The organism is Methylocaldum sp. GT1TLB (assembly GCF_051027445.1).
Classification (GTDB): Bacteria; Pseudomonadota; Gammaproteobacteria; order Methylococcales; family Methylococcaceae; genus Methylocaldum.
In genome coordinates this window covers 3,675,586-3,701,768 of sequence record NZ_CP194898.1, presented here as the reverse complement: position 1 = coordinate 3,701,768, position 26,183 = coordinate 3,675,586, and the positions used below count along the sequence as shown (strand labels likewise).

Annotated in this window: 24 protein-coding genes; 18 read left to right on the top strand and 6 right to left on the bottom strand. The window is 56.9% G+C overall.

The features are described 5' to 3' along the window. Window positions 1–60 precede the first annotated feature (60 nt). The 4 genes from trhA to gatC form a co-directional block, all read right to left on the bottom strand. Window positions 61–3,585: a PAQR family membrane homeostasis protein TrhA gene (gene trhA / locus ACR2R1_RS16255; protein ID WP_156881168.1), complete on the bottom strand. Its 3,525-nt coding sequence runs from the start codon at window positions 3,583–3,585 to the stop codon at window positions 61–63. Between the two features lie 64 nt (window positions 3,586–3,649). Further along, on the bottom strand, window positions 3,650–5,083 hold the full coding sequence (gene gatB, locus ACR2R1_RS16250) for an Asp-tRNA(Asn)/Glu-tRNA(Gln) amidotransferase subunit GatB (RefSeq protein ID WP_077732590.1): 1,434 nt from the start codon (window positions 5,081–5,083) through the stop codon (window positions 3,650–3,652). Between the two features lie 9 nt (window positions 5,084–5,092). After that, window positions 5,093–6,547, bottom strand: coding sequence for an Asp-tRNA(Asn)/Glu-tRNA(Gln) amidotransferase subunit GatA (gene gatA, locus ACR2R1_RS16245; RefSeq protein ID WP_434110953.1), 1,455 nt, complete (start codon window positions 6,545–6,547; stop codon window positions 5,093–5,095). Window positions 6,548–6,616: 69 nt separating this feature from the next. Next, window positions 6,617–6,904 (bottom strand): Asp-tRNA(Asn)/Glu-tRNA(Gln) amidotransferase subunit GatC, encoded by a 288-nt coding sequence (gatC, locus tag ACR2R1_RS16240; protein WP_077732592.1) that lies wholly within the window; start codon window positions 6,902–6,904, stop codon window positions 6,617–6,619. A gap of 105 nt (window positions 6,905–7,009) precedes the next feature. On the opposite strand from gatC, the gene ACR2R1_RS16235 reads away from it, so the two are divergent. The 15 genes from ACR2R1_RS16235 (at window position 7,010) to ACR2R1_RS16165 (ending at window position 21,966) form a co-directional block, all read left to right on the top strand. Then, the gene (locus ACR2R1_RS16235) at window positions 7,010–8,056 is read left to right on the top strand and encodes a rod shape-determining protein (protein WP_077732593.1); all 1,047 of its coding nucleotides are present in this window, start codon (window positions 7,010–7,012) and stop codon (window positions 8,054–8,056) included. A gap of 44 nt (window positions 8,057–8,100) precedes the next feature. After that, window positions 8,101–8,985: a rod shape-determining protein MreC gene (gene mreC / locus ACR2R1_RS16230; protein ID WP_077732594.1), complete on the top strand. Its 885-nt coding sequence runs from the start codon at window positions 8,101–8,103 to the stop codon at window positions 8,983–8,985. Next, a complete protein-coding gene (gene mreD / locus ACR2R1_RS16225) occupies window positions 8,972–9,466 on the top strand; it encodes a rod shape-determining protein MreD (RefSeq protein ID WP_434110951.1) in 495 nt (164 codons plus the stop codon). Before mreC ends, mreD begins: the two co-directional genes overlap by 14 nt. A 27-nt stretch (window positions 9,467–9,493) precedes the next feature. Beyond that, window positions 9,494–11,338: a penicillin-binding protein 2 gene (gene mrdA / locus ACR2R1_RS16220; protein ID WP_077732596.1), complete on the top strand. Its 1,845-nt coding sequence runs from the start codon at window positions 9,494–9,496 to the stop codon at window positions 11,336–11,338. Next, window positions 11,335–12,471 carry a rod shape-determining protein RodA gene (gene rodA / locus ACR2R1_RS16215; protein ID WP_077732597.1) on the top strand — a complete coding sequence of 379 codons (1,137 nt, stop codon included), beginning with the start codon at window positions 11,335–11,337 and terminating at the stop codon, window positions 12,469–12,471. The genes mrdA and rodA overlap by 4 nt, the downstream gene beginning before the upstream one ends. Beyond that, complete coding sequence (gene mltB, locus ACR2R1_RS16210) at window positions 12,468–13,475, top strand: lytic murein transglycosylase B (RefSeq protein ID WP_280858710.1); 1,008 nt, start codon at window positions 12,468–12,470, stop codon at window positions 13,473–13,475. Before rodA ends, mltB begins: the two co-directional genes overlap by 4 nt. A 97-nt stretch (window positions 13,476–13,572) precedes the next feature. Then, a complete protein-coding gene (locus tag ACR2R1_RS16205; RefSeq protein WP_434110949.1) occupies window positions 13,573–14,718 on the top strand; it encodes a D-alanyl-D-alanine carboxypeptidase family protein in 1,146 nt (381 codons plus the stop codon). A 19-nt stretch (window positions 14,719–14,737) separates the two neighbouring features. Further along, entirely contained in the window at window positions 14,738–15,586 is an 849-nt protein-coding gene (locus tag ACR2R1_RS16200; protein WP_434110947.1) for an aminotransferase class IV, read from the top strand. Then, the gene (locus tag ACR2R1_RS16195) at window positions 15,583–15,855 is read left to right on the top strand and encodes a YbeD family protein (protein ID WP_434110945.1); all 273 of its coding nucleotides are present in this window, start codon (window positions 15,583–15,585) and stop codon (window positions 15,853–15,855) included. The genes ACR2R1_RS16200 and ACR2R1_RS16195 overlap by 4 nt, the downstream gene beginning before the upstream one ends. A 191-nt stretch (window positions 15,856–16,046) precedes the next feature. Further along, window positions 16,047–17,489, top strand: a complete 1,443-nt coding sequence (mgtE, locus tag ACR2R1_RS16190) for a magnesium transporter (RefSeq protein ID WP_434110943.1) — start codon at window positions 16,047–16,049, stop codon at window positions 17,487–17,489. A gap of 10 nt (window positions 17,490–17,499) precedes the next feature. After that, window positions 17,500–18,147 (top strand): lipoyl(octanoyl) transferase LipB, encoded by a 648-nt coding sequence (gene lipB / locus ACR2R1_RS16185; protein WP_434110941.1) that lies wholly within the window; start codon window positions 17,500–17,502, stop codon window positions 18,145–18,147. Further along, the gene (lipA, locus tag ACR2R1_RS16180) at window positions 18,140–19,117 is read left to right on the top strand and encodes a lipoyl synthase (protein WP_434110939.1); all 978 of its coding nucleotides are present in this window, start codon (window positions 18,140–18,142) and stop codon (window positions 19,115–19,117) included. Before lipB ends, lipA begins: the two co-directional genes overlap by 8 nt. Window positions 19,118–19,145: 28 nt before the next feature. Continuing rightward, entirely contained in the window at window positions 19,146–20,357 is a 1,212-nt protein-coding gene (locus ACR2R1_RS16175; RefSeq protein ID WP_086133763.1) for a carboxynorspermidine decarboxylase, read from the top strand. A 47-nt stretch (window positions 20,358–20,404) separates the two neighbouring features. Then, window positions 20,405–20,974, top strand: a complete 570-nt coding sequence (locus ACR2R1_RS16170) for a C40 family peptidase (RefSeq protein WP_086133764.1) — start codon at window positions 20,405–20,407, stop codon at window positions 20,972–20,974. After that, window positions 20,971–21,966 (top strand): zinc-dependent alcohol dehydrogenase family protein, encoded by a 996-nt coding sequence (locus tag ACR2R1_RS16165; RefSeq protein WP_086133765.1) that lies wholly within the window; start codon window positions 20,971–20,973, stop codon window positions 21,964–21,966. Before ACR2R1_RS16170 ends, ACR2R1_RS16165 begins: the two co-directional genes overlap by 4 nt. A gap of 64 nt (window positions 21,967–22,030) precedes the next feature. Here ACR2R1_RS16165 and rpiA read toward each other — a convergent pair whose 3' ends face one another. Then, the gene (rpiA, locus tag ACR2R1_RS16160) at window positions 22,031–22,687 is read right to left on the bottom strand and encodes a ribose-5-phosphate isomerase RpiA (protein WP_086133766.1); all 657 of its coding nucleotides are present in this window, start codon (window positions 22,685–22,687) and stop codon (window positions 22,031–22,033) included. Window positions 22,688–22,809: 122 nt separating this feature from the next. Between rpiA and ilvA the strand changes: the two genes are divergently transcribed. Beyond that, the gene (gene ilvA, locus ACR2R1_RS16155) at window positions 22,810–24,339 is read left to right on the top strand and encodes a threonine ammonia-lyase, biosynthetic (RefSeq protein ID WP_086133767.1); all 1,530 of its coding nucleotides are present in this window, start codon (window positions 22,810–22,812) and stop codon (window positions 24,337–24,339) included. 524 nt (window positions 24,340–24,863) lie between these two features. Here the strand turns inward: ilvA and ACR2R1_RS16150 are convergent. After that, on the bottom strand, window positions 24,864–25,322 hold the full coding sequence (locus tag ACR2R1_RS16150; RefSeq protein ID WP_077732608.1) for an EVE domain-containing protein: 459 nt from the start codon (window positions 25,320–25,322) through the stop codon (window positions 24,864–24,866). Between the two features lie 135 nt (window positions 25,323–25,457). Here ACR2R1_RS16150 and ACR2R1_RS16145 point away from each other — a divergent pair, with 135 nt between their 5' ends. Both ACR2R1_RS16145 and ACR2R1_RS16140 read left to right on the top strand, forming a co-directional pair. Beyond that, window positions 25,458–25,589 (top strand): hypothetical protein, encoded by a 132-nt coding sequence (locus ACR2R1_RS16145; protein ID WP_347257465.1) that lies wholly within the window; start codon window positions 25,458–25,460, stop codon window positions 25,587–25,589. Window positions 25,590–25,610: 21 nt separating this feature from the next. Continuing rightward, the gene (locus ACR2R1_RS16140; protein ID WP_077732610.1) at window positions 25,611–26,180 is read left to right on the top strand and encodes a Uma2 family endonuclease; all 570 of its coding nucleotides are present in this window, start codon (window positions 25,611–25,613) and stop codon (window positions 26,178–26,180) included. Window positions 26,181–26,183 lie beyond the last annotated feature (3 nt).

The window sequence follows — 26,183 nt, the reverse complement described above, 5'->3', positions numbered from 1 at the left end:
AGACAATACGCCGCGCAACAATGATCACCAGGCCTCCTCATGCCTGAAGCGGCGGCTCCTTCACTGACTCGGCCCGACTTCGGTCCGGCTGTCGAACCACCCGCGCCGAATCATCCACTTCGCTGCTTCCAACACCGGGAGTATCGTGGCCGACGCGCCCAGCACTACCGCCCACTCGATTCGCGACAGGCCGAAAGTGCCGAATGCCTCCTGAAAGAACGGCACATAGATGATAGCGAGGAGCAACATCGCCTCCCAGGCGATCGCCAGATTCAGCCATTTGTTCGCGAACGGCCGACGAAACACGGAAAAACGGTCGGATCGAAAATTGTAGGCCTTGAAGAACTCGATCGAGACCAGCGTCGCGAAAGTCACCGTCATCGCCTTGGAAAGCTCGTTGCCGTTGTGTAACGCCCAGACAAAGACACTGAGATTGACCAGAGTCGACCAAATACCGCCGACCAGCATCAGCGAAACGACGGGAAAACTGAAAATCCCCTGCTTCGGGTCGCGCGGCTTCTGTTGCATCAAGGCTTTGTCCATCGGATCGACCGCCAACGCCAGAGCGGGAAGTCCATCGGTAGCCAAATTCACGTAAAGAATTTGCACCGCGCTTAAAGGCAGCGGCAACCCTGCCAGCGTAGCGCCCGCCATCAGGCCGATTTCACCGATGTTGGAAGACAACAGATACATCAGGTATTTCTTGATGTTGCTGAAAATCCCCCGCCCTTCCTCTACGGCGGCGACGATGGAGGCGAAATTGTCGTCGGTGAGCATCATTGCAGCGGCCTCCTTGGATACATCGGTGCCGGTGATGCCCATAGCCACTCCGATGTCGGCCTGTTTGAGAGCCGGAGCGTCGTTCACGCCGTCTCCGGTCATGGCGACGATGCGGCCTTGTTCTTGCAGAGTCCGGACGATGCGAATCTTATGCTCGGGAGCGACACGGGCGAAGACCTCGATTCGCCTGACCGCCTGCGCGAATTCTTCATCGCTCATCGCGTCCAGTTCGACGCCCGTAATCACTCGTCCGTGGTTCAAAATGCCCAGCTCGCGGGCAACCGCTCGGGCGGTGGCAGGATGGTCCCCCGTAATCATGATGACCTTAATGCCGGCCTTTTCGCAGGTGGCGATGGCGGACTTGGACTCGGAGCGAGGCGGGTCGATCATCCCGACCAGCCCCAGGAAACACATGTCTTTTTCAGCCGTTTCCAGAGACGTGTCTTCCTTTTGCGCCACTGCCAGAACACGAAGCGCCTCGCCGGCCAAGCGCTCGGCTTCGGCCTGTATCACGCCGCGGGCCGCATCGTCCAAAGGAGCCTCCCCCTCTGCGCTCAGCCAGCGATCGCTGGCGCTAAGAATGACCTCCAAGGCACCTTTGGAATAAGCTATCCGCCCGCCCTCGGCATTCTCATGGAGCGTCGTCATCCGCTTGGATTCCGAGGTAAAAGGAATCTCGCCCACGCGCGGAAACCGGCGGTCCAATTCGGAGGGTTTTAACCCGGCCTTGGCGGCAGCGACCACCAACGCGCCTTCCGTGGGATCGCCTTTAACCTGCCAGCGGCCCTCTTCAGTTCGATGCACGCCCGCATCGCTCGCCAGTGCCGCCGCTTGAAGCAGATTCAACACTGGAGGGGTAGGAGCGACTTCCCGAGCCTTGTGGAGAAACCGGCCCACCGGTTCGTAACCGGCACCGGTAACGCTGAACAAGTCTCCGCCGGTCCAAATCTTGCGGACGGTCATCTCGTCCTTGGTCAAGGTCCCGGTCTTGTCCGAACAAATAACGGACGTGCTGCCCAGGGTCTCGACGGCCGGCAGACGCCGGATGAGCGCGTGACGCCGGACCATCCGGCGAGCGCCGATGGCCAGAGAAATCGTCACCACGGCAGGCAGGGCTTCGGGCACCACGGCAACGGCCAGGGCAATGCCGAAGATCAGCATGTGCTCGAAGGATTCGCCGCGCCAAATACCGAGAGAAACGATAACAGCGACGATGAAAATGGCGGCGACGGCGAGCACGTTCCCGACTTTGTCCAGGCTCTTCTGCAGCGGCGTCTCGCGCTGTTCAGCCCCGCGCAAGAGCCCCACGATACGCCCGAATTCGGTTTCCATCCCGGTCGCGACGACAATGCCCTGGCCCCGCCCATAGGTCACGGCAGTGCCGGCAAACCCCATATTTTGGCGATCACCGATGGCTAGCCCAGGATCGTTCAGCGGCGCGGTACGCTTTTCCACCGGCGCCGATTCACCTGTTAGGGGCGCCTCGTCGATTTGAAGGTTTACGGCTTCGATCAGACGCAGATCGGCGGGAATGCGGTTGCCGGTCAGCAAACGGACAACGTCTCCGGGAACCAGATAGCGTGCGGGTATCTCCACGAACTTGCCGTCGCGCATCACGCTAGCCATCGGTGCCGCCATCTGCTGCAGGGCTTCCATCGCGCGTTCGGCGCGGTACTCCTGGAAAAATCCGAGCAATACGGCGAATAAAACGATCACCGCGATGACGATGGATTCGACGGTATGCCCCAAATAAGCCGAAAAGCCGATGGCGACCAGCAGAATAACGACCAGAACGCTTTTGAACTGCGACAGAAAAAGTCTGAACGCCGGGGCCCCCTTGCCCTGCTCGATCTCATTGAATCCATGCTTGGCGAGACGGTGATCCGCCTCCTCTTCGGTCAATCCGCTTGGACCGGATCTAACGGCCTCATAAATCTGTTCAACCGTCCTGGCATGCCAGGACGGTTGCTGCTCCGTTACATCGGCCAGATCGGGTTTTATCAGCTCGATCCGATTCAGACTATTCCACACGAACCGCCAATGGAAACCGATGCCGGCCAACACAGCAACATGGAACAACTCGTGGGGGCCTAACACCCCGCCGACGATAACCGGCCATCGCAAAAAGTCGAGAAGCGCTCCCGAGGTGTAAGCCAATGCGCTGAACAGCAGCGTTTTGACGAATGAAAAACCGTAACGGCGCCAAACAGCTATCCCGGACGCCAGCCCCAGCCAGCCTAACCCTAAATACAGCGTCAAACCGAGCGCTTCCGGGATGTCCTGGAAAAAGATGACCTTGAGGGTCAACCCCGTAATCGCCAATCCCCAAATCAAAAGCAAAAAGCCCCAGCGCCAAAGACCGGAGAAAAGAATGCAGTGGACAGGGGTGAAACTCCCGGCGATCAACAAAAAGATCGCGGCATGATCCAGCCGCTGCAATACCGCACGTCCTGCCCCGCCGACGGACAGCAGATGGAACACGCCGCTCATGGAGAGGAGAAAAATGCAGGTAAAAACGAACACCCCGACAGCCACTATGTGGCCGACGTTGCCCCTGGCCCGGCGAATCAAGAAAAACCCCAGAACGGCAAACACGCCTGCGGCCAGCAAATGCATGAGAGAGCTTACGGGATCGGCAAAACCAGGAATCGAATAAGTCTCCATAGCGGGATAGGGCGTCAAAACGGCCAATTGAAAGGGGCAGGGATCTTGCGCCGGCGATGGAGTGCGGCCAAGAAACGGGGCTTGGGCCGGCAAACGCGCGAACGGTCCCACCGCGCCGAAACATCTCGCTTCGGGCGGCACTTAGATTCGGGAAGTGATCGATGGGACCTTAAGGGCTTGCTGATCGCCGCGGTATGACGCAAGGCTACTGCAATTTTTTCTTTAGCAAATCGTTCAACTGCTGCGGATTGGCCTTGCCTTGGGTCGCCTTCATAGCCTGGCCGACGAAAAATCCGAACAGCTTGTCTTTACCGGCCTTGTACTGTGCCAACTGCTCCGGATTCGCCGCAATGATTTCATCGATGATTTTCTCGATCGCTCCGGTATCGGTGATTTGTTTCAGCCCCTGTTTTTCGATAATGGCGTCGGCGGTCTCGCCGGATTCCCAAAGCGCTTCGAAGACCTGCTTAGCCAGTTTTCCTGAGATCGTACTATCGGCGATGCGCCTGATGAGACCCGCGAGGCGAGGCGCTTCGATCGGACATTTCTCGATCTCTAGACCGGCCTTGTTGAGTGCACCGGACAAGTCGCCCATGACCCAGTTGGCACATAACTTGGGATCGCTGCCCGCCGACTCCCTGACCACGGCTTCGTAATAATCGGCAAGCTCCCGCGTGGCCGTCAGCACGGTCGCGTCGTAATCGTTCAGACCGTACTGGGACTTGAAACGGTCGCGCTTTTCGTCCGGCAACTCGGGCAACCCCTTGCGCACGTCTTCGACAAAATTGCTCGATATTTCCAAAGGCAGCAGATCGGGATCGGGAAAATAGCGGTAGTCGTTCGCTTCTTCCTTGCTGCGCATGGAGCGGGTTTCGTCCTTGTTGGCATCGTACAAACGGGTTTCCTGTACGACTTGTCCGCCGTTTTCGAGAATTTCGATCTGCCGCTCGATTTCGTAGTTGATGGCACGCTCCACGAAGCGGAACGAGTTCAGGTTCTTGATTTCGGCACGGGTACCGAATTTTTCCTGACCTTTAGGGCGAACCGACACGTTGGCGTCGCAACGGAACGATCCCTCCTGCATGTTGCCGTCGCAGATCTCCAAATATCGAACTAGGGCATGCAGCTTTTTCATGTAAACCACCGCCTCCTTCGCCGAGCGAAGATCCGGCTCGGACACGATTTCCAGCAGCGGCGTGCCGGCCCGGTTCAAGTCGATTCCGGTAAAGCCGTGAAAATCTTCATGCAAGGACTTGCCGGCGTCTTCTTCCAAATGGGCGCGCGTGATCCCAATGATTTTCTCGATGCCGTCCACGGAAATGTTCAAATGCCCCTGGCTTACGACCGGAAGATCGTATTGGCTGATTTGATAGCCCTTCGGCAAGTCGGGGTAGAAGTAGTTCTTGCGCGCGAATACCGAAAAAGGAGCCACGCGGGCGCCGATGGCGAGACCGAATTTGACCGCCATGCGCACCGCCTCGCCGTTCAAAACGGGCAATACGCCGGGCAAACCCAAATCCACCGTACAGGCCTGGGTGTTGGGCTCGGCGCCATAGGCCGTAGCCGCACCCGAAAAAATCTTGGATTTAGTAGCGAGCTGGGCGTGAATTTCCAACCCGATGACCGTTTCCCATTCCATACAAACCTCTTAAACGAAATCTTTCGGAGCCCGCCGGTGCCAATCGGTCGCTCGCTGATACCGATGCGCGACATTGAGCAAACGCTCCTCGGAAAAGTAATTGCCGATGATCTGCATGCCGACCGGCAAATTCTTGGAAAATCCGACCGGAACCGACATGCCGGGGAGACCGGCCAAATTTACGGCGATCGTATAGATGTCCGACAGGTACATCGCGATAGGGTCGGCGGTCTTCTCGCCGAAGCGGAATGCAGCGGACGGCGAGGTAGGCCCCATGATCACGTCGACATCCTCAAAGGCCCGTTTGAAATCGTCGCTGATCAAGCGTCGGACTTTTTGGGCTTTAAGGTAATAGGCATCGTAGTAACCCGCGGACAGCGCATAAGTGCCGATGAGAATGCGCCGCTTCACTTCCGCACCGAAACCTTCACCGCGAGAGCGCATGTACAGATCGTGCAAGTCTTTCGGATCCTTACAGCGATACCCGAAACGGACGCCGTCATAGCGGGCCAGGTTGGACGAACATTCGGCGGGTGCCACAACGTAATAAGCCGGTACCGACAACTTCATGTTGGGCAACGAAATCTCTTTCACGGTCGCGCCCAGCTTCCGATATTCGTCAATAGCGTCGTCAATCAGGCGCGCGATGTCCGAATCCAAGGCCTCATCGAAAAACTCTTTGGGCAGGCCGATCCTGAGCCCTTCCAAGCTGTTGTTGAGAGAGGCGGAATAATTCGGCACCGGCCTATCTACGCTAGTCGAGTCCTTTTCGTCGAACCCGGCCATGACTTGAAGCATGAGCGCGCAGTCTTCCGCGGTTCGGGCCATGGGACCACCTTGGTCGAGGCTGGACGCGAATGCGATCATTCCCCAGCGGGAAACCAAACCATAGGTGGGTTTCAAACCGGTGATGCCGCAAAAAGACGCAGGCTGGCGAATCGATCCGCCAGTATCGGTTCCGGTGGCCCCCGGAGTCAGACGGGCCGCCACCGATGCCGCCGAGCCGCCGGACGAACCGCCCGGAACCGCATCGTTGTCCCACGGATTTTTTACCGGTCCGAAATAGCTCGTTTCGTTGGATGACCCCATGGCAAACTCATCCATGTTGAGTTTGCCCAGCATGACCGTTCCGGCCTGCTTGAATCGCTCAACGACCGTGGCATCGTACGGGGCGATAAAATTATCGAGCATCTTCGAACCGCAACTCGTCTTCACGCCTTTGGTGCAGAAAATATCTTTCTGAGCGATGGGGACGCCGGTCAAGACACCGGCAGAACCCTGTGATATCGCCGCATCCGCCGCTGCAGCCTGCGCTAGCGCCTGCTCTTCAGTGACGGTCACAAAGCAATTGAGTTGCGGATCGTAGAGCCGGATGCGTGCCAGAAAAGTCTGTGTCAATTCGATGCTGCTGAATTCTTTTTTTCTGAGTCCGTCAGCTAATTCGGCAATGGTTTTGTCGTGCATGAGATAGTTCCGAAATCCAGAATACGCGCGAAACGGCGGTAGCCCTCCGGCTTCGGCCGTTCCTATCGATCACTCGATAACCTTGGGCACCAGATAAAGCCCCGCTTCCACCAAGGGTGCATGGGCCTGGAATAACTCCCGCTGGTCGGTCTCGCTCACCGTATCCGGCCTCAAGCGCTGAGCCTGATCCAAAGGGTGAGCCATCGGAGTGACCTCCGAGGTATCCACGGTGCTCATTTCCTCGACAAAATCCAATATGCCTGTAAGATCTCGAGCATAAGCGGCCGCTTTTTCGGCATCAATGGCAAGCCGGGCAAGCCAAGCAATTTTGTAAACTTGGTCAATATTTAAGGACATATTTGCATCCGATGTTTCGTTCAGTCATATAATACCTGATATATGGCTTTTGTCGCTCCGGGCTATCCGTTGTAAAATCACGGCATTCACAAGGACTATATGCCTATGTTCTTCAGACACCTCCGAGGATTTTTCTCGAACGACTTGTCCATCGACCTTGGCACCGCAAACACCTTGATCTACATCCGTGGCCAAGGCATCGTGGTGAACGAGCCGTCAGTGGTGGCTATCCGCGAGGATCGCACCCGCGGACAGAAATCCATCGCGGCAGTCGGTTCGGCTGCAAAGTCGATGTTGGGGCGAACCCCCGGCAACATCACTGCCATCCGGCCTCTCAAGGACGGAGTGATCGCCGACTTCACCGTCACGGAGAAGATGCTCCAGTACTTCATCCACAAGGTACACAGGAACAAGCTTTTTCGGCCTAGCCCCAGGGTTTTGATCTGCGTACCGTGCGGTTCTACCCAAGTAGAACGACGGGCGATCAAGGAATCGGCGGCCGGAGCTGGGGCCCGGGAGGTCTATCTCATCGAAGAGCCCATGGCGGCAGCCATCGGTGCCGGACTGCCGGTGCATGAAGCGCGCGGATCGATGGTCCTGGACATTGGCGGCGGAACATCCGAAGTAGCGGTAATCTCGCTGAACGGTATCGTCTACTCCGCCTCGGTGCGCATCGGTGGCGACCGCATGGACGAAGCCATTATGAATTACGTACGCCGGAACTATGGGACACTGATCGGAGAGTCCACCGCCGAACGGATCAAGTACGAAATCGGTACTGCCTATCCGGGTAGCGAGATCAAGGAAATTGAAGTCAAGGGACGCAACCTGGCGGAAGGCGTCCCGCGCAGCTTTGTCTTGAACAGCAACGAAATCCTCGAAGCGCTTCAGGAACCTTTACAGGGGATTATCGGAGCGGTAAAAGTGGCGCTGGAACAGACACCGCCCGAACTGGGTGCTGATGTCGCGGATCGGGGCATCGTTTTGACCGGCGGGGGCGCGTTGCTTAAGGACATGGACCGCCTGATCGCCGAAGAAACCGGACTTCCCGTTTTTATCGCGGAAGATCCGATGACCTGCGTTGCTCGCGGAGGTGGGCGAGTACTGGAACTGCTGGACGAAATTGGCGCGGCAGCATTCTCACTTGAATGAAGTCGGCCGGCTGCCGGCTCGCGTCGTTTTAAGAGGATTGGGATATCAAACGGCTGTTCACGCGAGGCTATTCACTCAATATCCGTCTATTGCTGTGTTTGGCGGCTGCCTTGGTCTTGCTCGCCGCCGAGCAACACGGCGTCTTTCATGCCGCGCGAACGCCTTTCGCGTCCGCGACCTACCCTTTACAGCAAATCGTTAGCTCGCCCGTACGTTTTGGACAGCACATTATAGAATCCGTATCTACATACGCGGGGCTGGTGGCGGAAAACCAAAAATTAAGGGAGGAGCAGCTCGTCCTCAAGACGAAGCTGTTGAAATTCGCCGCCTTGGAGCAGGAGAATATCCGGCTTCGCGGGCTTTTGGACACCTCTTATAAAGTTGGCGAGCAGGTATCGATAGCCGAGCTACTGTCCGTCAATCTTGTCCCCTACGAGCATATCGTCGTGGTAAACAAAGGTGCCCGATTCGGCGTTCATGCAGGCCAACCTGTGTTCGACGCGAACGGAGTCGTGGGACAGGTGCTGCGAGTTGGGCCCTACAGCGCCGAAGTGATGCTGATTACTGACCCGAATCATGCCATTCCGGTACAGGTAAATCGGAACGGCCTTCGTACTCTTGCTTTGGGCACCGGACAAACCGATCGCCTGGCACTACCCTATCTTTCCAGCAATGCCGATATTCAGGTAGGCGACCTCCTCGTAACCTCGGGACTCGGAGGCGTTTTTCCCCATGGTTATCCCGTGGCGACGGTAACAGACGTCGCACCGCAAAAAACATCCTTTGCAAAAATCTCTGCCGCGCCGGTAGCCCAGCTCGACCGAAACCGCGAGCTGTTGTTGGTCTGGAGCGACTCGCGATCCATCCCGCGCATCCCTGCCGGTCAAGAGCAGCATTCAAACACTTTACCCCCTAATGGCGACCGTTAAATCGTCCTCGGCCGGACTGATGGTGGTACCGCTAAGCCTGGTATTTGCCATGACTTTGCGCATTCTGCCCTTACCTCACGAGCTATTCGTACTCAACCCTGATTGGACCGCTTTGTTCCTGATTTACTGGACGATTGCGATACCGGACCGTGTAGGGGTAGGCACGGCCTGGCTCACCGGACTTTTCGTCGACACCCTAACCGGGCGCATGTTAGGTCAGCATGCCCTGGCTTACTCCGTCATTGCCTATGTCAGTCTGCGATTGTATCGCCGACTGCGCCTTTACCCGCTCCCCCAGCAATCTCTCTGGATACTCCTGCTCCTGCTGATCAGCCAATTTCTGATCCTCTGGACGCAAAACATCAAAAACATGAATGTCCTAAATTGGGCATATTGGCTACCATCATTCACCGGCGCACTCGCCTGGCCGGCGGTTTTGATGACGCTACGGCGAATCAGGCGCCATTTCAGCATCTTCTAACGTTCGGCTATGCGGTAAGTGATCGCTATGAGCCGCCCCTTCGACCTCAAAGGCAAGTTTTACGAGAACCGACTGTTTCTCAACCGCATCGCCGCCAGCGTGCTATTCATGCTGCTGGCTACCGCGGGACTTGTAATTCGCCTGATTTATCTCCAGGTGATGGGGCACGAGCACTACACGACCTTATCGCGAGACAATCAGGTCAAGATATCTCCATTAGCGCCGTCCCGCGGCTTGATTCTCGACCGTAATGGCGAAGTTCTGGCAGACAATACGGCCACTTATAGCTTGGAAATCATTCCCGAGCAGGTTCCGGATCTGAACGCCACCTTAGCCGAACTCAAGAACCTGCTCAATCTGAGCGACGAAGATATAAGCCGATTCAAAGCTCAAAAAAGCCAACGAAAAAGTTTCGAAAGCGTACCCTTGCGCCTGGAATTGACAGAGGAAGAAATTGCCCGCTTCGCTGTCAAGATGCCTTATTTCCCCGGCGTCGAAATCCGAACTCGGTTCATGCGCAGTTACCCTTACGGCCATTTGACATCCCATGTCGTAGGCTACGTAGCTCGCATTAACGAAGCTGAGCTCCGATCACTGGACCCGGCACAATACCGCGGAACCTACCATATCGGAAAGAGCGGCATCGAAAAGGCCTACGAATCCGTTTTGCATGGCAAGACTGGCTACGAGGAATACGAGACCAACGTCCAGGGCCGCGCTATCCAGGTGCTGAACACCACTGATCCCGTAGCGGGAGCCGATCTTTATCTTTCGCTGGACATCCGATTGCAGAAAACCGCGTTCGATGCGCTCGGCGAGTATGACGGATCGGTGGTCGCCCTAGATCCTGCTACCGGCAGAGTATTGGTATTAGTTAGTAAACCAGGCTTCGATCCTAATCCGTTTATCCACGGCATCCGCAAAGAAGACTACGATATCCTTCAGAATGCACCGGAGCGGCCGCTATACGACCGGGCACTGCGGGGCGCGTATCCCCCGGGCTCGACGATTAAGCCGTTCGTGAGCTTGGCGGGTTTAAAAATCCTGGACATAAGTCCGGCAAGACGAGTGCTTTGCCCCGGTTATTACCGCCTTCCCAACGCGGACCACAAGTACCGGGACTGGCGCAAGCAAGGACACGGCTCAGTGGATCTCAAATCGGCCATCACCCAATCCTGCGACGTTTTCTTCTACGACCTCGCCCACCATATCGGCATCGACCAGCTACATGATTTCATGCAGCTATTCGGCTTCGGGGAGCGAACCGGAATCGATCTCGTCGGCGAAAAATCAGGCCTCTTTCCTTCGAAGGAATGGAAGAAAAAAAAGCGCAAGCAAGTATGGTATCCCGGCGAGACGGTCATCGCGGGCATTGGACAGGGCTATGTCCAAGTTACGCCTGTCCAACTAGCCAGAGCCACGGCGGTACTCGCCAGTCGAGGGCGAAACGTGGAACCTCGGGTCGTGGACACCATGAAAGCTCCGTACGAGATCCAAAACCCCTACCCTAAGAGCGGTGACGAATTTGTCGCCGATCTCAGACCCGAGCACTGGCGTACGGTGATTGATGCTATGGTCGATGTGGTCCATAGTCAACGGGGTACAGCCAAAGGAATAGCCCACGGGCTTTCATATACCGTCGCCGGCAAAACCGGGACCGCACAGGTGTTCACCGTGAGGCAAGACCAAGAATACAAGAACTTGAAGATTACCAAGGCTATGCGCGATCACGCCTGGTTCATAGCCTTCGCGCCGGCGGAAGCGCCTCGCATCGCGATCGCCGTACTTGCCGAAAACGGTGGGCATGGCGGGTCCGTCGCTGCCCCGATCGCCCGCGCCATCATGGATCAGTATCTACTGGAAAACCCATGAACATAGACCCCGTTCTCGCTCAACTCCGGATCACGCCGCCTCAGCACGTTTCGCCGCTGCAAAAGTTCCATATCGACGTGCCGCTGTTGGCCGGACTGGGAGGATTGTGCACTCTCGCCTTCATCATCCTTTATAGCTCCGGCGGCCAAGATATAAACGTACTCTTACGTCAGTCGGCGCGCCTCGGGCTGGCGATGGCCATCATGATCGCCATCGCGCAAATTCACCCGCGTCACTTCAAGTTTTATAGTCCGGTTCTTTATCTGCTCGGAGCACTGCTTCTGACAGCCGTTCTGGTGATGGGCAAGATAAGCATGGGCGCCCAACGCTGGCTAGACCTCGGAATCATTCGCTTTCAACCATCCGAACTGACCAAGTTGTCCACCCCCATGATGATCGCCTGGTATTTGTCCGGAAATACATCTCCGCTACGATTGAAGCAATTGGTTCTTGCCGGTGTATTGGTTCTGATTCCCACGGCGCTGATCGCCAAGCAGCCGGACCTCGGCACGGCTGTATTGGTAGCCAGCGCCGGCTCGGCCGTGGTGTTCCTCGCGGGAATCCCGTGGCGCTACATACTGGCCCTTGCAATTTTGGGTGGAAGCTTGCTACCTGTAGGCTGGCACTTTATGCACGGCTATCAGCGGGATCGGGTTTTGACATTCCTGAACCCGGAAGGGGACCCTTTAGGACGCGGTTATCACATTATTCAATCCAAAATCGCGATCGGTTCCGGCGGCATCTACGGCAAAGGATGGCTACACGGCACGCAGGCGCACCTGGAATTTCTGCCGGAGCGCTCCACCGATTTCATTTTTGCGGTGTTCGCCGAGGAGTTCGGATTGGTCGGCTGCTTGGGCCTTTTGGGGCTTTATTTGTTTGTTCTCGGGCGTTGTTTTTACATCGTGGTCCAGGCGCAGGACAACTATAGCCGACTCCTGGCCGGGGCGCTGACCGTGACTTTCTTTGTATATGTATTCGTCAACATCGGCATGGTGATCGGCATTCTCCCTGTGGTGGGAGTACCCCTGCCCTTGATCAGCTACGGCGGCACGTCAATGGTGACCCTGCTCGCCGGGTTCGGTATGCTAATGTCCGTCCAGACCCATCGTAAACTCCTGCCGAACGGATGATTATGAGATCCCTCAGTCTCATTTTGCTCATTGCTTCTCTTTATGGCTTTTCTTCACTCGGGAAGGCTGCGGAAAGTCTGCCGCAGCGACCGGACGTCCGAACTTTCATTCGGGATATGAGCCGCAAACATCACTTCAGCGCCTCAGAACTCAACAAGATATTCCAGGACGTGACCATCCAGGAAAAGATTCTCGAAGCCATGGCCAAACCATATGAAGCCAAGCCTTGGCATGTCTACCGCAAGCTGTTTCTCACCGAGAAACGCATACAAAGCGGGGTCGACTTCTGGGGCAAGAACGCTGCCGCTTTGAAGGCCACGGCCAGTAAATACGGCGTTCCCGCCGAGGTGATCGTCGCCATTATCGGAATCGAAACCAGCTACGGCCAGTCGCCGGGCAAGTACCGGGTGATCGACGCACTTTCAACTCTGGCCTTTGCCTATCCGAAACGGGCCGAGTTTTTCCGGCGCGAGTTAGAAGAGTTCCTGGTGTTATGCCGGGAAGAACACATGAATCCCGGCAGTCCCACGGGATCCTACGCGGGCGCGATGGGTATGCCGCAGTTCATGCCGAGCAGCTATCGGAGATATGCCGCCGATGGCGACGGCGATCAACGACGCGACATCTGGAACAATCCGGCCGACGCCATTGCCAGTGTCGCCCGTTATTTCTCCGTTCATGGATGGCAGTCGGGCGAGCCGGTAGCCTTCCCCGCTTCGGTGAACGGCGCTGTACACGAGCGGCTGGCAAACGGCAACCTAAAACCGAGCCGAACCTTGCAGGAATGGCTTTCGCTTGGCGTCATCGATTCCAGCGCGTCCTTGCCCGCCAACGTCAAGGCTGCTCTGGTCAAACTCGATGAAGAAACGGGGCCTGTCTATTGGCTGGGGCTTCACAATTTTTACGTCATCACCCGCTACAACCATAGCCCGCTATACGCGATGGCCGCCTACGAACTGAGTCGTGAATTGGTTTCTCGCCGTAGCGCCGGTAGTTCGTCCTGACCCAAAGACTCCAATGCCTTATCCGGCGGCCCCGGAACGCCGCATGCCCGTGTTACAATGCGGCGCCGATTTTTAACCTGACCGAAAGCAGAAAGCCGTGAAAATAAAATTACCCAGCTTGCTTTTCCTTTTCGCCTTGCTCGGATTTTACCGTCTCAGCCTCGCCGATCAGGTTTTGATCCCGGCGCCCCCCGAAATCGGCGCCAAGGCTTATATTCTGGCGGATTTCAACAGCGGACGCGTGCTCGCCGAGAGCAATGCGGATGAACGCCTCGAGCCTGCCAGCCTGACCAAGATCATGACCGCCTACGTGGTATTCCGGGAATTGGCCGCAGGCCATCTAAAACTGGATGACATGGTCATGGTGAGTGAAAAAGCCTGGCGCACCGAAGGATCGCGCATGTTCGCCCAGGTCGGCGCCCAGATTCCGGTCGAAATGCTGCTCAAGGGCATGATCGTTCAGTCCGGAAATGACGCTAGCGTGGCCTTGGCCGAACATATTGCCGGCGACGAAGCCGTGTTCGCTCAGATGATGAACCAACAGGCCGAACGGCTGGGTATGAAGAACACCCATTACAAGAACAGCATGGGCTTGCCGGATCCCGAGCATTATACGACCGCTCGCGATTTGGTTATTCTCACTCGTGCCATGATCGACGAATTCCCCGAGTTCTATAAATGGCACGCCATCAAGGAATTTGAATTCAACGGCATCAAGCAGCATAACCGCAACCGCCTATTATGGCGCGACCCGACCGTTGACGGCGTGAAAACCGGACATACCGAGGGCGCGGGATTCTGTTTGGTGACATCCGCGGTAAGAGAAAACATGAGACTGATCTCCGTAGTCTTGGGCACCAAAAGCGATAATGATCGAGCCAATGCCAACCAGGCTCTGCTCAATTATGGCTACCGTTTCTTCGAAACTCGGCCGATCTACAAAGCCAACGAAAAATTATCCGAAACCCGAGTGTGGAAGGGCGAAGACACCGAACTGGCTTTGGGTCTCAACCGTGATTTCTACGTCACGTTCCCGCGCGGCCAGTACCAAAATCTCAAAGCTGGCATAGAAGTCAACGGCATGGTCGTCGCTCCGGTGAAACAAGGCGACAAACTCGGCATGGTAAAAGTGACATTCAATGATCAGACCGTCGGCCAACAGGATCTGGTGGCCCTGAAAGTCGTCAACCAAGGCGGATTTTTCCGTCGAACGTTCGACCAAGCCCGATTGTTCTTCAAATAAACACGGGGAGCCGGCTTAAATGGCACAAAACGACTGCCTCGTCTATCTGAACGGGGACTATTTACCACCGAACAACGCCAAGGTATCCGTTTTGGACCGCGGCTTTCTATTCGGCGACGGCGTTTACGAAGTCATTCCCGTCTACGGGGGACGTCCGTTCCGGCTGGACGAACATTTGCGCCGGCTAGATAACAGCCTGCGCGGCATTCGGATGACGAATCCCCTTTCGGATAGTCAATGGGCGGACATATTCGACCGTCTTATTGCCGGGGCGCATGATCAATATCTCTATCTACAAGTCACGCGCGGAGTCGCGCCAAAACGGGACCATGCCATCCCGGCGGACGTCAATCCGACCGTATTCGTCATGTGCTCGCCTATCGCGCCCATTCCCACCAGCGGGGTATGCGCCGTCACCATGGACGATATCCGCTGGCAGTGGTGCCATATCAAAGCCATCACGCTGCTCGCTAATGTGCTGTTGCGGCAAGAGGCCGTGGATCGCGGCGCAGCGGAAGCCATCCTGACCCGTGACGGATGGGTCACCGAAGGCGCCGCGAGCAATGTATTCGCGGTTGTCGACGGTATCCTGGTGACCCCCCCCAAGGGCAACGACCTCTTGCCTGGGATCACCCGCGATCTGGTGTTGGAACTGGCACTGGAAAACAACGTGCCTGCGGTCGAACAGCGCATCCGTTTGGATGATTTGAAGCGTGCTTCAGAAATTTGGCTGACCAGTTCGACCCGGGAGATTCTCCCCGTCATCGAACTCGATGGCGTACCCGTTGGCGGCGGTGAACCAGGGCCCCTTTGGTCGCGAATGCAAGCCATTTACCAAGCATATAAACAGAGGTTACGCACGGCATGAATACCGAAACTCCCGCTGCGCTGCTCCAGTTCCCTTGCGACTTTCCGATCAAGGCGTTCGGCCACAGCCGACCGGACTTCGACGGGTTGATTGCCGAAATTGTGCGCCGTCACGCTCCGAACCTGACCGAAGACGCCGTGACCGCTCGTCCCAGCCAAGGAGGGAGGTTCACGGCAGTCACCGTGACTATCCGGGCCGAAAGCAAAGCGCAACTGGATGCCATTTATCAGGATCTGACCCGTTGCACCGAGGTCATCATGGCTCTGTGAGATGTAAAGCTACTACGCAACAGCCCGATGGCAGCGTTGCGCGGTGCTCGGACAGTCCGGGCAAGAGCCTGGCGCAACCTAATATTTAATATTTGAGAGGAATCTCGCCTTATGCAATAACCGATCCGCTCGACTTCGCCCACCTCGCATTGTCCTTCCGAACCCGCTGAGCAGCACCGACCGAGCGTTTCATGGCAGAACCGAATACCACTCCTCCCGAAGAAACACTCAAGCATCATCTGGAAGAGGTCATCACGCTGCTTAACAAACAGAAGCTCGAGGAGACCATTCTCCAACAGCGCGCGATGCCCCGCCACGACTTGGTGGAAACCCTGCTGCACAAGCGCCATCAGGCGGCACTGAAACAAAAGCTAGACCAACTCCATGCGGCAGACATCGCCTACATTCTTGAGGCGCTGCCTCTGGAACAGCGGCTGTTGGTCTGGAACCTGGTCAAGTCCGAACTCGACGGACAGATCCTGCTCGACGTGTCCGACGCCGTGCGCGAAACCCTCATTTCCGATATGGACACGGAGGAGCTGTTATCCGCCACGGGACAGCTTGAAACGGACGAAATCGCCGATCTTGCAGCGGACTTGCCGGAAGAAGTCTTGCAGGAACTTCTGGAGAAACTGAACGATCAGAACCGAAAACGTCTACAATCGGTGCTGTCGCACGAAGAGGACACCGTGGCAGCCCTAATGGATTTCGGCATGGTCACGATACGGGAGGATATCAGCCTGGGCGTGGTGTTGCGCTATCTCAGACGTCGCGGCGATCTGCCCGAACACACCGACAAGCTGTTCGTGGTCGATGAGCACAATGTATTGAAGGGTGTGCTGCCTCTGAAACGCCTGCTCACCACCTCTCCCGAAAAGCCGGTCTCGGAAATCATGAGCAAGGACGTGGTGTCCTTTCATCTCGATGACGACGCCGAAGAGGCGGCCCGAGCCTTCGAGCGCTACGATCTCCTGTCGGCACCGGTGGTGGATCGCGAGGGAAAGCTGCAGGGGCGTATCGGCGTAGACGCCATCGTCGATTATATTCGCCGAAAATCGGACGAAGAGATGCTGTCCCAGGCCGGCCTGTTGGAAGAAGAGGACATTTTCTCCGGCGTCTGGAAAAGCGCACAAAACCGTTGGTTCTGGCTGGCAATCAATCTCGTCACGGCTTTCATCAGCACACGGGTGATCGGCCTTTTCGAGGACACTATCGTCAAGGTGGTCGCTTTGGCTTCGCTCATGCCCATCGTCGCCGGCATCGGCGGCAACACGGGCAATCAAACCAGCATGATGATCGTCCGCTCCATAGCCCTCGGCGTGATCAATCCCTCGAATGTGAAGCGGCTGGTTTTCAAGGAACTGGCCATCGGTTTCCTCAACGGAGCCGTATGGGGCTCCGTGCTGGGCTTGATCGCCTATCTGCTTTACCGTGACGTCGAGCTCGGACTGGTCATGATGGGCGCCACCTTGCTGAATCTGTTGGTGGCGGCGATCATGGGGATCGCCGTGCCTCTGGTGCGCGACCGGTTGGGGCTCGATCCCGCGGTCGGCACCAGCGTACTGCTGACTGCCATGACGGACGGCATGGGCTTTTTCATCTTTCTGGGTCTCGCGACACTGGTTCTCCTGTAACACCTCTCCCATGAGCGACACAACCGAAGTCCTGCACCTGCGCAATCTGGGCCTTACAGAGTACGAAACCACTTGGCGCGCCATGCAAGACTTCACCGAGCAGCGCGACGAGGACACGCCGGATGAGCTGTGGCTATTGGAACATCATCCGGTCTATACCCTAGGGCTGAATGGAGATGTCCGGCACATGATTCGAACGACGGACATTCCCGTAGTGAAAACCGACCGCGGCGGGCAGATCACCTACCACGGCCCCGGCCAACTGATCGCTTATGTGCTGGTCGATCTTCGACGGAAAAACCTGGGAATTAGGCGCTTGGTCAGCGCCCTGGAAAACGCGGTGATCGGCCTGCTCAAGCAGTATGGCATCACGGCCGAGGCGCGGCGAGACGCACCCGGCGTCTACGTCGACGGACGTAAAATTGCGTCGCTAGGTCTGCGCGTGCGCAAAGGTTGTAGCTATCATGGTCTAAGTCTTAACGTGAGTTCGGATCTGTCGCCGTTTTCGGCCATCAACCCCTGTGGCTATGCAGGTCTCGAAGTCACCAGCCTGACCGCGCTCGATGTGGCGATTCAACCTCACGAGGCGGCCGCGCCATTGACTGTGGAAATCATGCAAACTTTGAATTACGAGCGAGTGGTCCCTATCCGTGGCTGACAAAGATTCCTATTTGGCCCCCTCCAGGCTGAGCCCCGACACCCATCAACGCAAAGCCGACAAGCTGAAGCGTATCCCGATCAAGGTGATTCCAAGCGAGTCCCCTTTGCGCAAGCCTGCCTGGATACGCGTCAAGGCGGCGAGCGGCGAGAGCGTGAATCGGATCAAGCAGATCCTGCGCGAACAGAATCTCCATACGGTCTGCGAAGAAGCCGCTTGCCCGAATCTGTCGGAGTGCTTTGGCCACGGCACGGCCACGTTCATGATCCTGGGCGATATCTGTACCCGCCGCTGCCCATTCTGCGACGTGGCCCACGGCCGCCCCTCGGAGCCGGACCCCAACGAACCCGAACACCTAGCGGAGGTCGTTCGGCAGCTAAGGCTCCGATACGTCGTCATCACCTCTGTAGACCGGGACGACCTTCGCGACGGCGGCGCCGGTCATTTCGCCGCCTGCATCCGAGCCGTCCGCCATCGGAATAAGGACATCAAAATCGAGATACTGGTGCCGGACTTTCGTGGACGCATCGATGCCGCGCTCGATCGATTGGCAGCGACGCCCCCCGATGTCTTCAACCACAATCTCGAAACCGTACCACGCCTCTACCGACAAGCGCGCCCCGGCGCGGATTACCATGTATCTCTCAACTTGCTGGCCCGCTTCAAGCAGCTCCATCCGGAAGTGCCCACCAAGTCGGGATTGATGCTGGGCCTGGGCGAAACGCTCGATGAAGTGAAACAAGTCATGGCGGACTTGCGCGAACACGGCTGCGATATGCTGACCGTCGGCCAATACCTGCAACCGAGCCGAGACCACTTGCCGGTAGCCCGCTACGCGACGCCCGAGGAATTCGAACACCTCGCCGAAACCGGCCGAAATCTCGGCTTCTCCGCGGTCGCCAGCGCGCCGATGGTGCGCTCGTCCTATCATGCCGATTTGCAGGCATCTACGGTGCTGGAAGATTATTGAGCCGTAACCCGCTTCTTCCCGCAGCACCTTGGATATCGAGCGCCTCAAAAATGCCCTGCCGGAAACCCCGGCCTTCGTCTACGACGAAGCGCGGGTCATTCAAATGCTTGACCTCCTGGATCGAGTACGCGAAACCTCCGGCTTACGTGTCTTGTACTCGATCAAGGCATTTCCTTTCGCCGGGGCACTGCGCCTGATTCAGCCCAGAATCGACGGTTTTTCGGTCAGCTCTCTGTTCGAAGCCCGCCTGGCCTCCGGGATTGTCGAAACGAGCGGTCATCCGCCTCAGAAGCGCTCTCTGCACATCACCACGCCGGGCCTCAGAACAAACGAAATCGAGGAGGTCGCCGCACATTGCGATTTCATCAGCTTCAATTCTCTGGAACAGTTCGAACGGCTCGGACCGCACGTGGCCGGGCGGGCGAGCATCGGGCTGCGTGTCAATCCGCAGCTTTCGTTCCTCGCCGATGGCCGCTACGATCCTTGCCGGCCGTATTCGAAATTGGGCATTCCTGTCGATAATCTCGCCAGCATTCTGGATCGGAATCCGTCTTTAATGAGCGGTATTGCCGGACTCCATTTTCATACTTCGTTCGAATCGCGTTCCTTCGCTCCCCTGAAGGCGACTCTCGACCGGATCGAAGTCGCACTCGGCGGGCTTATGAACAGGCTCGAATGGATCAATCTGGGCGGCGGCTATCTCTTCGAAAATGGCGGTGATCTGGACGAATTATCCGAGTTGGTTACCGCTGTGAAACGGCGACGCGACGTCGAGATCTATTTCGAACCGGGCAAGGCCGTCGTCGGTCGCGCCGGTTATCTCGTCGCGAGCGTTGTCGACCGATTCGAGCGGGGCGGCAAATTCATTGCCGTCCTGGATACGGGCGTAAACCACCTTCCGGAGATCTTCGAATATCAGAAGGTCCCTCCGGTTGCTGAACATCGGCCGGATGGGGCATTCGAATGCCTGCTCGTCGGCAGCACCTGCCTCGCCGGCGATGTCTTCGGCGAATATCGATTTCGCGAACCCTTGAGAGTCGGCGACCGTGTGGTCTTTCCCGATGTCGGAGCTTACAGCCTGATCAAGGCCAACCGCTTCAACGGTTACGATTTGCCCGCGATTTTCGCATCCGATCGTTATGGCCGAGTCAAGGCAATGAAGCGTTTCGGGTACGAAGACTACCGAACCCAATGGATGGCCTCCGAACCCGATCTTGCCGCCAATCGCAGCCGAGACTAAATTTAAGGCAACTTCGCCAGCCCGAATCAAACACCCGGAGCCAACACATGGAGTCGGCTATCTATCAACTTTTCCGCAAACCCGTCATTTCGCAACTGCTCGCACTAGCCGCCGTCTCGGTTCTGCTCGCTGGATGCGCCGGGACACGGGAAGTCAAGCGGACGGTCCATTTTCCCGCTTCGAACGAAGTGGCACGTTACGCCCTCAGCCTGCAAGGAGCACCCTATCGCTACGGTGCCGAATCGCCGCGGGAAGGATTCGATTGCAGCGGCTTCGTCAAATACGTCTATGAAAAATACGGCGTTCGCCTGCCGCGAACCGCTTATCAAATGGCTGCTGCGACCCCGCGTGTCGACAGCCGGAACCGACGACCCGGCGACTTGGTCTTCTTCAATACGACCGGACAGCCGTTCTCCCATGTCGGGATTTATATCGGTAACGATACATTCGTACATTCCAGCAGCGTAAAAGGGAAAGTGATCGTCTCCAGTCTTGAACGTCCTTATTGGCTGGAGCGCTTTTTGGGCGTACGCAGACCTTACCTCCCGGACGGTGCGTCAGTCGCCGCTAGTGCCGAGAGACACGAACTTAATCATCACAGGGTAGGAAAGCCATGAAAGCGATCTTGATGACGCAACCGGGACTGCCGGATCTGCTCGAACTGCGGGATATCGAAGAACCGGCCATCACCGAGCCCAGCCAAATCAAAGTCCGGCTCAGGGCGGCCGGGATCAATCCGGTCGACACCAAAATACGGCGAAACGGTCTTTTTTACCCAAATCCCTTACCGGCGGTGCTCGGCTGCGACGGTGCCGGAGAAGTGGTCGAAATCGGCGGAGCCGTGAGCCGATTCAACATCGGCGACTCGGTATGGTTTTGCCATGGCGGACTGGGCGGCGACCAGGGCAATTATGCCGAGTACACCGTGTTGGACGAGCGCTGGGCCGCTCCCATGCCGCAATCGCTCGATTTCGAACACGCCGCCGCAGCGCCCTTGGTATTGATTACCGCTTGGGGCGCCCTTTACGACCGTGGACGGCTACAAGCCGGCCAAACCGTTCTGATTCACGCCGCAGCGGGCGGCGTCGGTCATGTGGCGGTCCAACTGGCAAAACTCCGCGATGCGCGGGTGCTCGCCACCGTCGGTTCGGCGGAGAAAGCCGAACTCGCCAAGAACTGGGGCGCGGATGCGGCGATCGATTACCGACAGGAAGACTTCGCACAGCGCGTAAACGAGCTGACTGACGGACAGGGCGCGGATCTGGTGATCGACACGGTCGGACCCGATGTGTTCAGACATAGCATCGACTGCACCGCCCATTTCGGCGATCTGGTCACGCTGCTGGACCCGGGCAACATCTCTTTGCAAGAAGCGCGGATGCGCAATCTCCGGATAGGCTTCGAGCTGATGCTGACCCCGATGCTGCGCAACCTGCACGAAGCCCGCGATCACCACGTGGAAATTCTGCAGCAATGCGGCGAATGGATCGACCAAGGCGTGTTGGACATTCATGTCAGCCAGGTATTGCCGCTGGAAAAAGCCGCCGCCGCGCACGCCCTGATCGAAACCGGACATACCACGGGCAAAATCGTCTTGAAAATATCGTAGGGCGGGTTAGCCCTGAGCGTAGCAGTAGCGAAGGCGAAGGGCGTAACCCGCCAAAACAAGATGGCTAATCCAGCTTTCTAACGCCGCTTTCGCCGCCGAGAAGAACGATGTCCGCGCCGCGCAAAGCGAAAAGGCCGACGGTCACGACACCGGGGATGTTGTTGATTTCCCGCTCCATCTCCACCGGATTCAGGATGTTCAGATTGTGCACATCGAGAATCTGGTTGCCGTTATCGGTGATATAGTTTTCGCGCCACTGCGGTTGCCCGCCCAACTTTACGAGCTGACGGGCCACATAGCTCCGGGCCATAGGGATGACTTCCACGGGCAGCGGAAACTTGCCCAGGACATCCACACATTTGCTCTCGTCCACGATACAGACGAATTTACGGCTGGCCGCCGCGATGATTTTCTCCCGGGTCAAGGCTCCGCCGCCGCCCTTGAGCATCTGTTTGTGAGGATTGACCTCGTCGGCTCCATCGACGTAAACCTCCAATGAGCCCACGGCATTTAAATCCAGAACCGGTATACCGATTTTCTTGAGCTTAGCGGTGCTCGTCTCCGAGCTCGATACGGCACCTTCGATATCCTGTTTGAAATCGGCCAACAAATCGATGAAATGATTGACCGTCGATCCTGTGCCGATGCCTAGCACCGACACGCCCTTTACATAGTCTAGGGCGGCTTCCGCCACTTTCTTCTTAAGCTCGTCTTGGGTCATTTTCGTCGCTCCATCATGTGGTTACTTGAAAATTGCGGGATAATAGCGTGATCATGCCGGCGCTGTCATGCTTCATAGCGGTCCCGGCCGCGTTTCTCACTTGTATCTTTTAAGACTAAAAAATGATTCATAAGTATATCGAGCGCATTTTGCGCGCCCGAGTTTACGACGTTGCTTCGGAAACTCCCCTAGACTTCGCGCCGGGGCTAACGCGCCGCTTCGACAACTCGGTTTACATCAAGCGCGAAGACCTTCAGCCAGTCTTTTCCTTTAAACTTCGAGGCGCTTACAACAAGATCGTTTCACTGGATGATGCAGCAAAACGGGCCGGCGTAATCGCAGCCTCGGCCGGCAATCATGCTCAGGGCGTTGCGCTCTCGGCCCAGCGACTGGGCATCCGGGCGGTCATCGTGATGCCCTGCACCACGCCGGCCATCAAAGTGCGGGCGGTGCAGAATTTCGGGGCGGAAACCGTTTTGTTCGGCGATTCGTACGACGAAGCGTACGAGCACGCTATGAACCTTGCCGAAGAGCAAAAATTGAGCTTCGTCCACCCCTATGACGATCCCGAGGTTATTGCCGGCCAAGGCACCATCGGCATGGAAATTCTGAGGCAGCACACGGGCGACATTCACGCCATCTTCATCCCGGTGGGGGGCGGCGGATTGATCGCGGGCGTGGCGACTTACGTGAAATTCGTTCGCCCGGATATCAAGATCATCGGCGTCGAACCGGACGATGCGGATTGCTTGAATCGGGCGTTGAAGGCAAAACGCCGGGTCATCCTGAGACAAGTCGGACTGTTCGCCGATGGCGTCGCCGTGCGGCAAATCGGCAAGGAACCGTTCCACGTCGCACATCAATACGTGGATGACGTCGTTACGGTCGATACGGATGAGATCTGCGCGGCCATCAAAGATATCTTCGACGATACCCGATCGGTCGCCGAACCCGCGGGCGCTTTGGGTGTTGCGGGTTTGAAAAAATACGCATCGATGACCGGGGTGCGGGATCAGTGCCTGATCGCCATCGAAAGCGGGGCCAATATCAATTTCGACCGGCTGCGCCATGTGGCGGAGCGTGCCCAGGTTGGTGAACACCAGGAAATGCTCTTGGCGGTAACGATTCCGGAAAAGCCCGGCAGCTTTCTCGAATTTTGCCGCGTTCTAGGTCGGCGCAGCATTACCGAATTCAACTACCGCTATTTCGACGACAATGCCGCCCATATCTTCGCGGGCGTCGCGATCGCCAACGGCAGCCGGGACAGCGAGGAACTGATCGCACAACTGCGCGAACACGGCTTCACGGTTACCAATATGACCGGCAACGAATTGGCGGTGGAGCACATCCGCTACATGGTGGGAGGCCATGCACCGCGCCTGTTGGACGAAACCGTATACAGCTTCGAGTTTCCCGAACGCCCCGGCGCGCTTTTGAAATTTTTATCTTTTATGGGCGGACGTTGGAACATCAGCCTGTTCCATTACCGGAACCACGGTGCTGCATTCGGGCGGGTGCTGATGGGAATTCAGGTACCGAAGACGGAACGGCGAGCCTTCAAGGAATTTCTCGACGCCATCGGCTTCGCCTATCGGGAGGAGACGGACAACCCGGCGTATCGACTGTTCGCAGGCGGAAACGCGACCTCTTGATTTCCTTTGCTTCACCGCAACATGGTGGCAAGATCGAAGAGATAGCCCGAACGCCTCATCATTTTTCGGCTTTCGCGTCTTCACGGCAAAAGAAAGTTACATTAAACAGCTCTGCTCGCTGGGATTGGACAACCGTGTATTCGTACCCGAGCTTGAGAGCGTTGCGCGAACTGGTGCCGTTTCCCCGGGGTGCCTTTTCGCTTGGGTCGACGGGAATCTCAATTCGGTCGATTTCTATGCCGAATGGGAACTACCGGGCCGGGAGGTACCGGAAAAAATCTATTACTCCGAATTTCTTCACACCGACCGCATCGTCGAGGTATTCCACGATCTGGCATATGTTCGGCGCTGCAGCCGGTCATTCGGCAGAAACGGACGATCAGGCTTTCCAGAGCGATTACCTCAAGCACGATTTCTATCATCTGATTTCTCGTCCCGCCCAGACACACCATTGTTTTCGGGTACGGCTGGAGAAGACGGCAAGCCATATCATATCCCGGCACAAAGGCATCCAGTGGGAGTGTTTATTCCAGCGACAAAATATACGTCCACTGCGCCTCGGTAACCGGCATGACGGACAGCCGGTTGCCGCGGCGAACGAGCGCCAGACCGTCGAGTTCCGGCCGGTCTTTTAGTTCGCTTAAAGTGATAGTGCGTTTGAGCTTGCGGACGAACTGCACATCCACCATAAACCACCGCGGATCATCCGGCTTGCTGCCGGGATCGTAATGCTTGTTATCGGCGTCAAACGCGGTGAAATCCGGATAGGCTTCACGCGAAATTTTCGCGATGCCGACGATGCCCGGCGTATCGCAATTAGAATGGTAAAAAAACACCAGGTCCCCCACTTTCATTTCATCGCGCATCATATTTCGCGCCTGATAATTGCGCACGCCGTCCCAGTGCTCGATCTGATGAGGCCGTTTCTCCAGGTCGTCGATGCTGAACTCCGAAGGTTCGGATTTCATCAACCAGTAACGCATCTGTCTTCCCCCCGCGAAAAGTAATTTCTCAATAACGTTATTAACTACAGCATGTTAGCGGAAGTGGCCGTCTTAAAACATCCTGACGCGGCAGCAAAAACCCCATTGTTCACGCGAAAAAGAGATCTGTGGAAAATGGCTGCTGTAGTCCGCCAGCATGGTCCGACGCTGCTCGAATTTCCGTCCCAGCGGCCCGTCGAACATTGGGAGGCCAATACAGCGGGGACTCAACTGTTGGTCGAGCCGGTGGATAATGACTATGTTTGACGTAAAGAACGGAGGTAACTGATGTCCGCCGTAATTCAGGAATCGAGCCCGTATGAGCGCTTGCTGGCGCTGCCGGAAAATCTGGTCGGAGAAATCATCGGCCGAGAACTGTACACCCAGCCCGGCCGAGCCGGGCCTCATGCTTCAGTCGCCCCTGTGCTCGGGATCGATATCGGTTCAGCCTATCATCGCGGCCGGGGCGGTCCGGGCGGTTGGTGGATCATCGATGAGCCGGAATTCCATTTCGTCCGCGATACCGAAGTGCTGGTCCCCGATATCGCCGGTTGGCGCCGCGAGCGCATGTCGAGCTTGCCGGAAGACCATCGCTTCGAGGTGGTTCCGGACTGGGTGTGCGAAATCCTTTCGCCGACGCCCCAGAAAAAGGATAGGGTCACAAAAACGAGAGCTTACGCGCGCTACGGCGTAGCGTTTTTGTGGCTTGTTGATCCCCTGGCGCGGATTTCGGAAACCTATGCCTTGGCCGACGGGCAGTGGACCGTAACCGGCTTATACCAGGACCACGACGAAGTTTCCGCTGCACCCTTCGAGGCCGTCACGATCGCCCTCAGCGACCTGTGGGCCGGTTCCTGACCA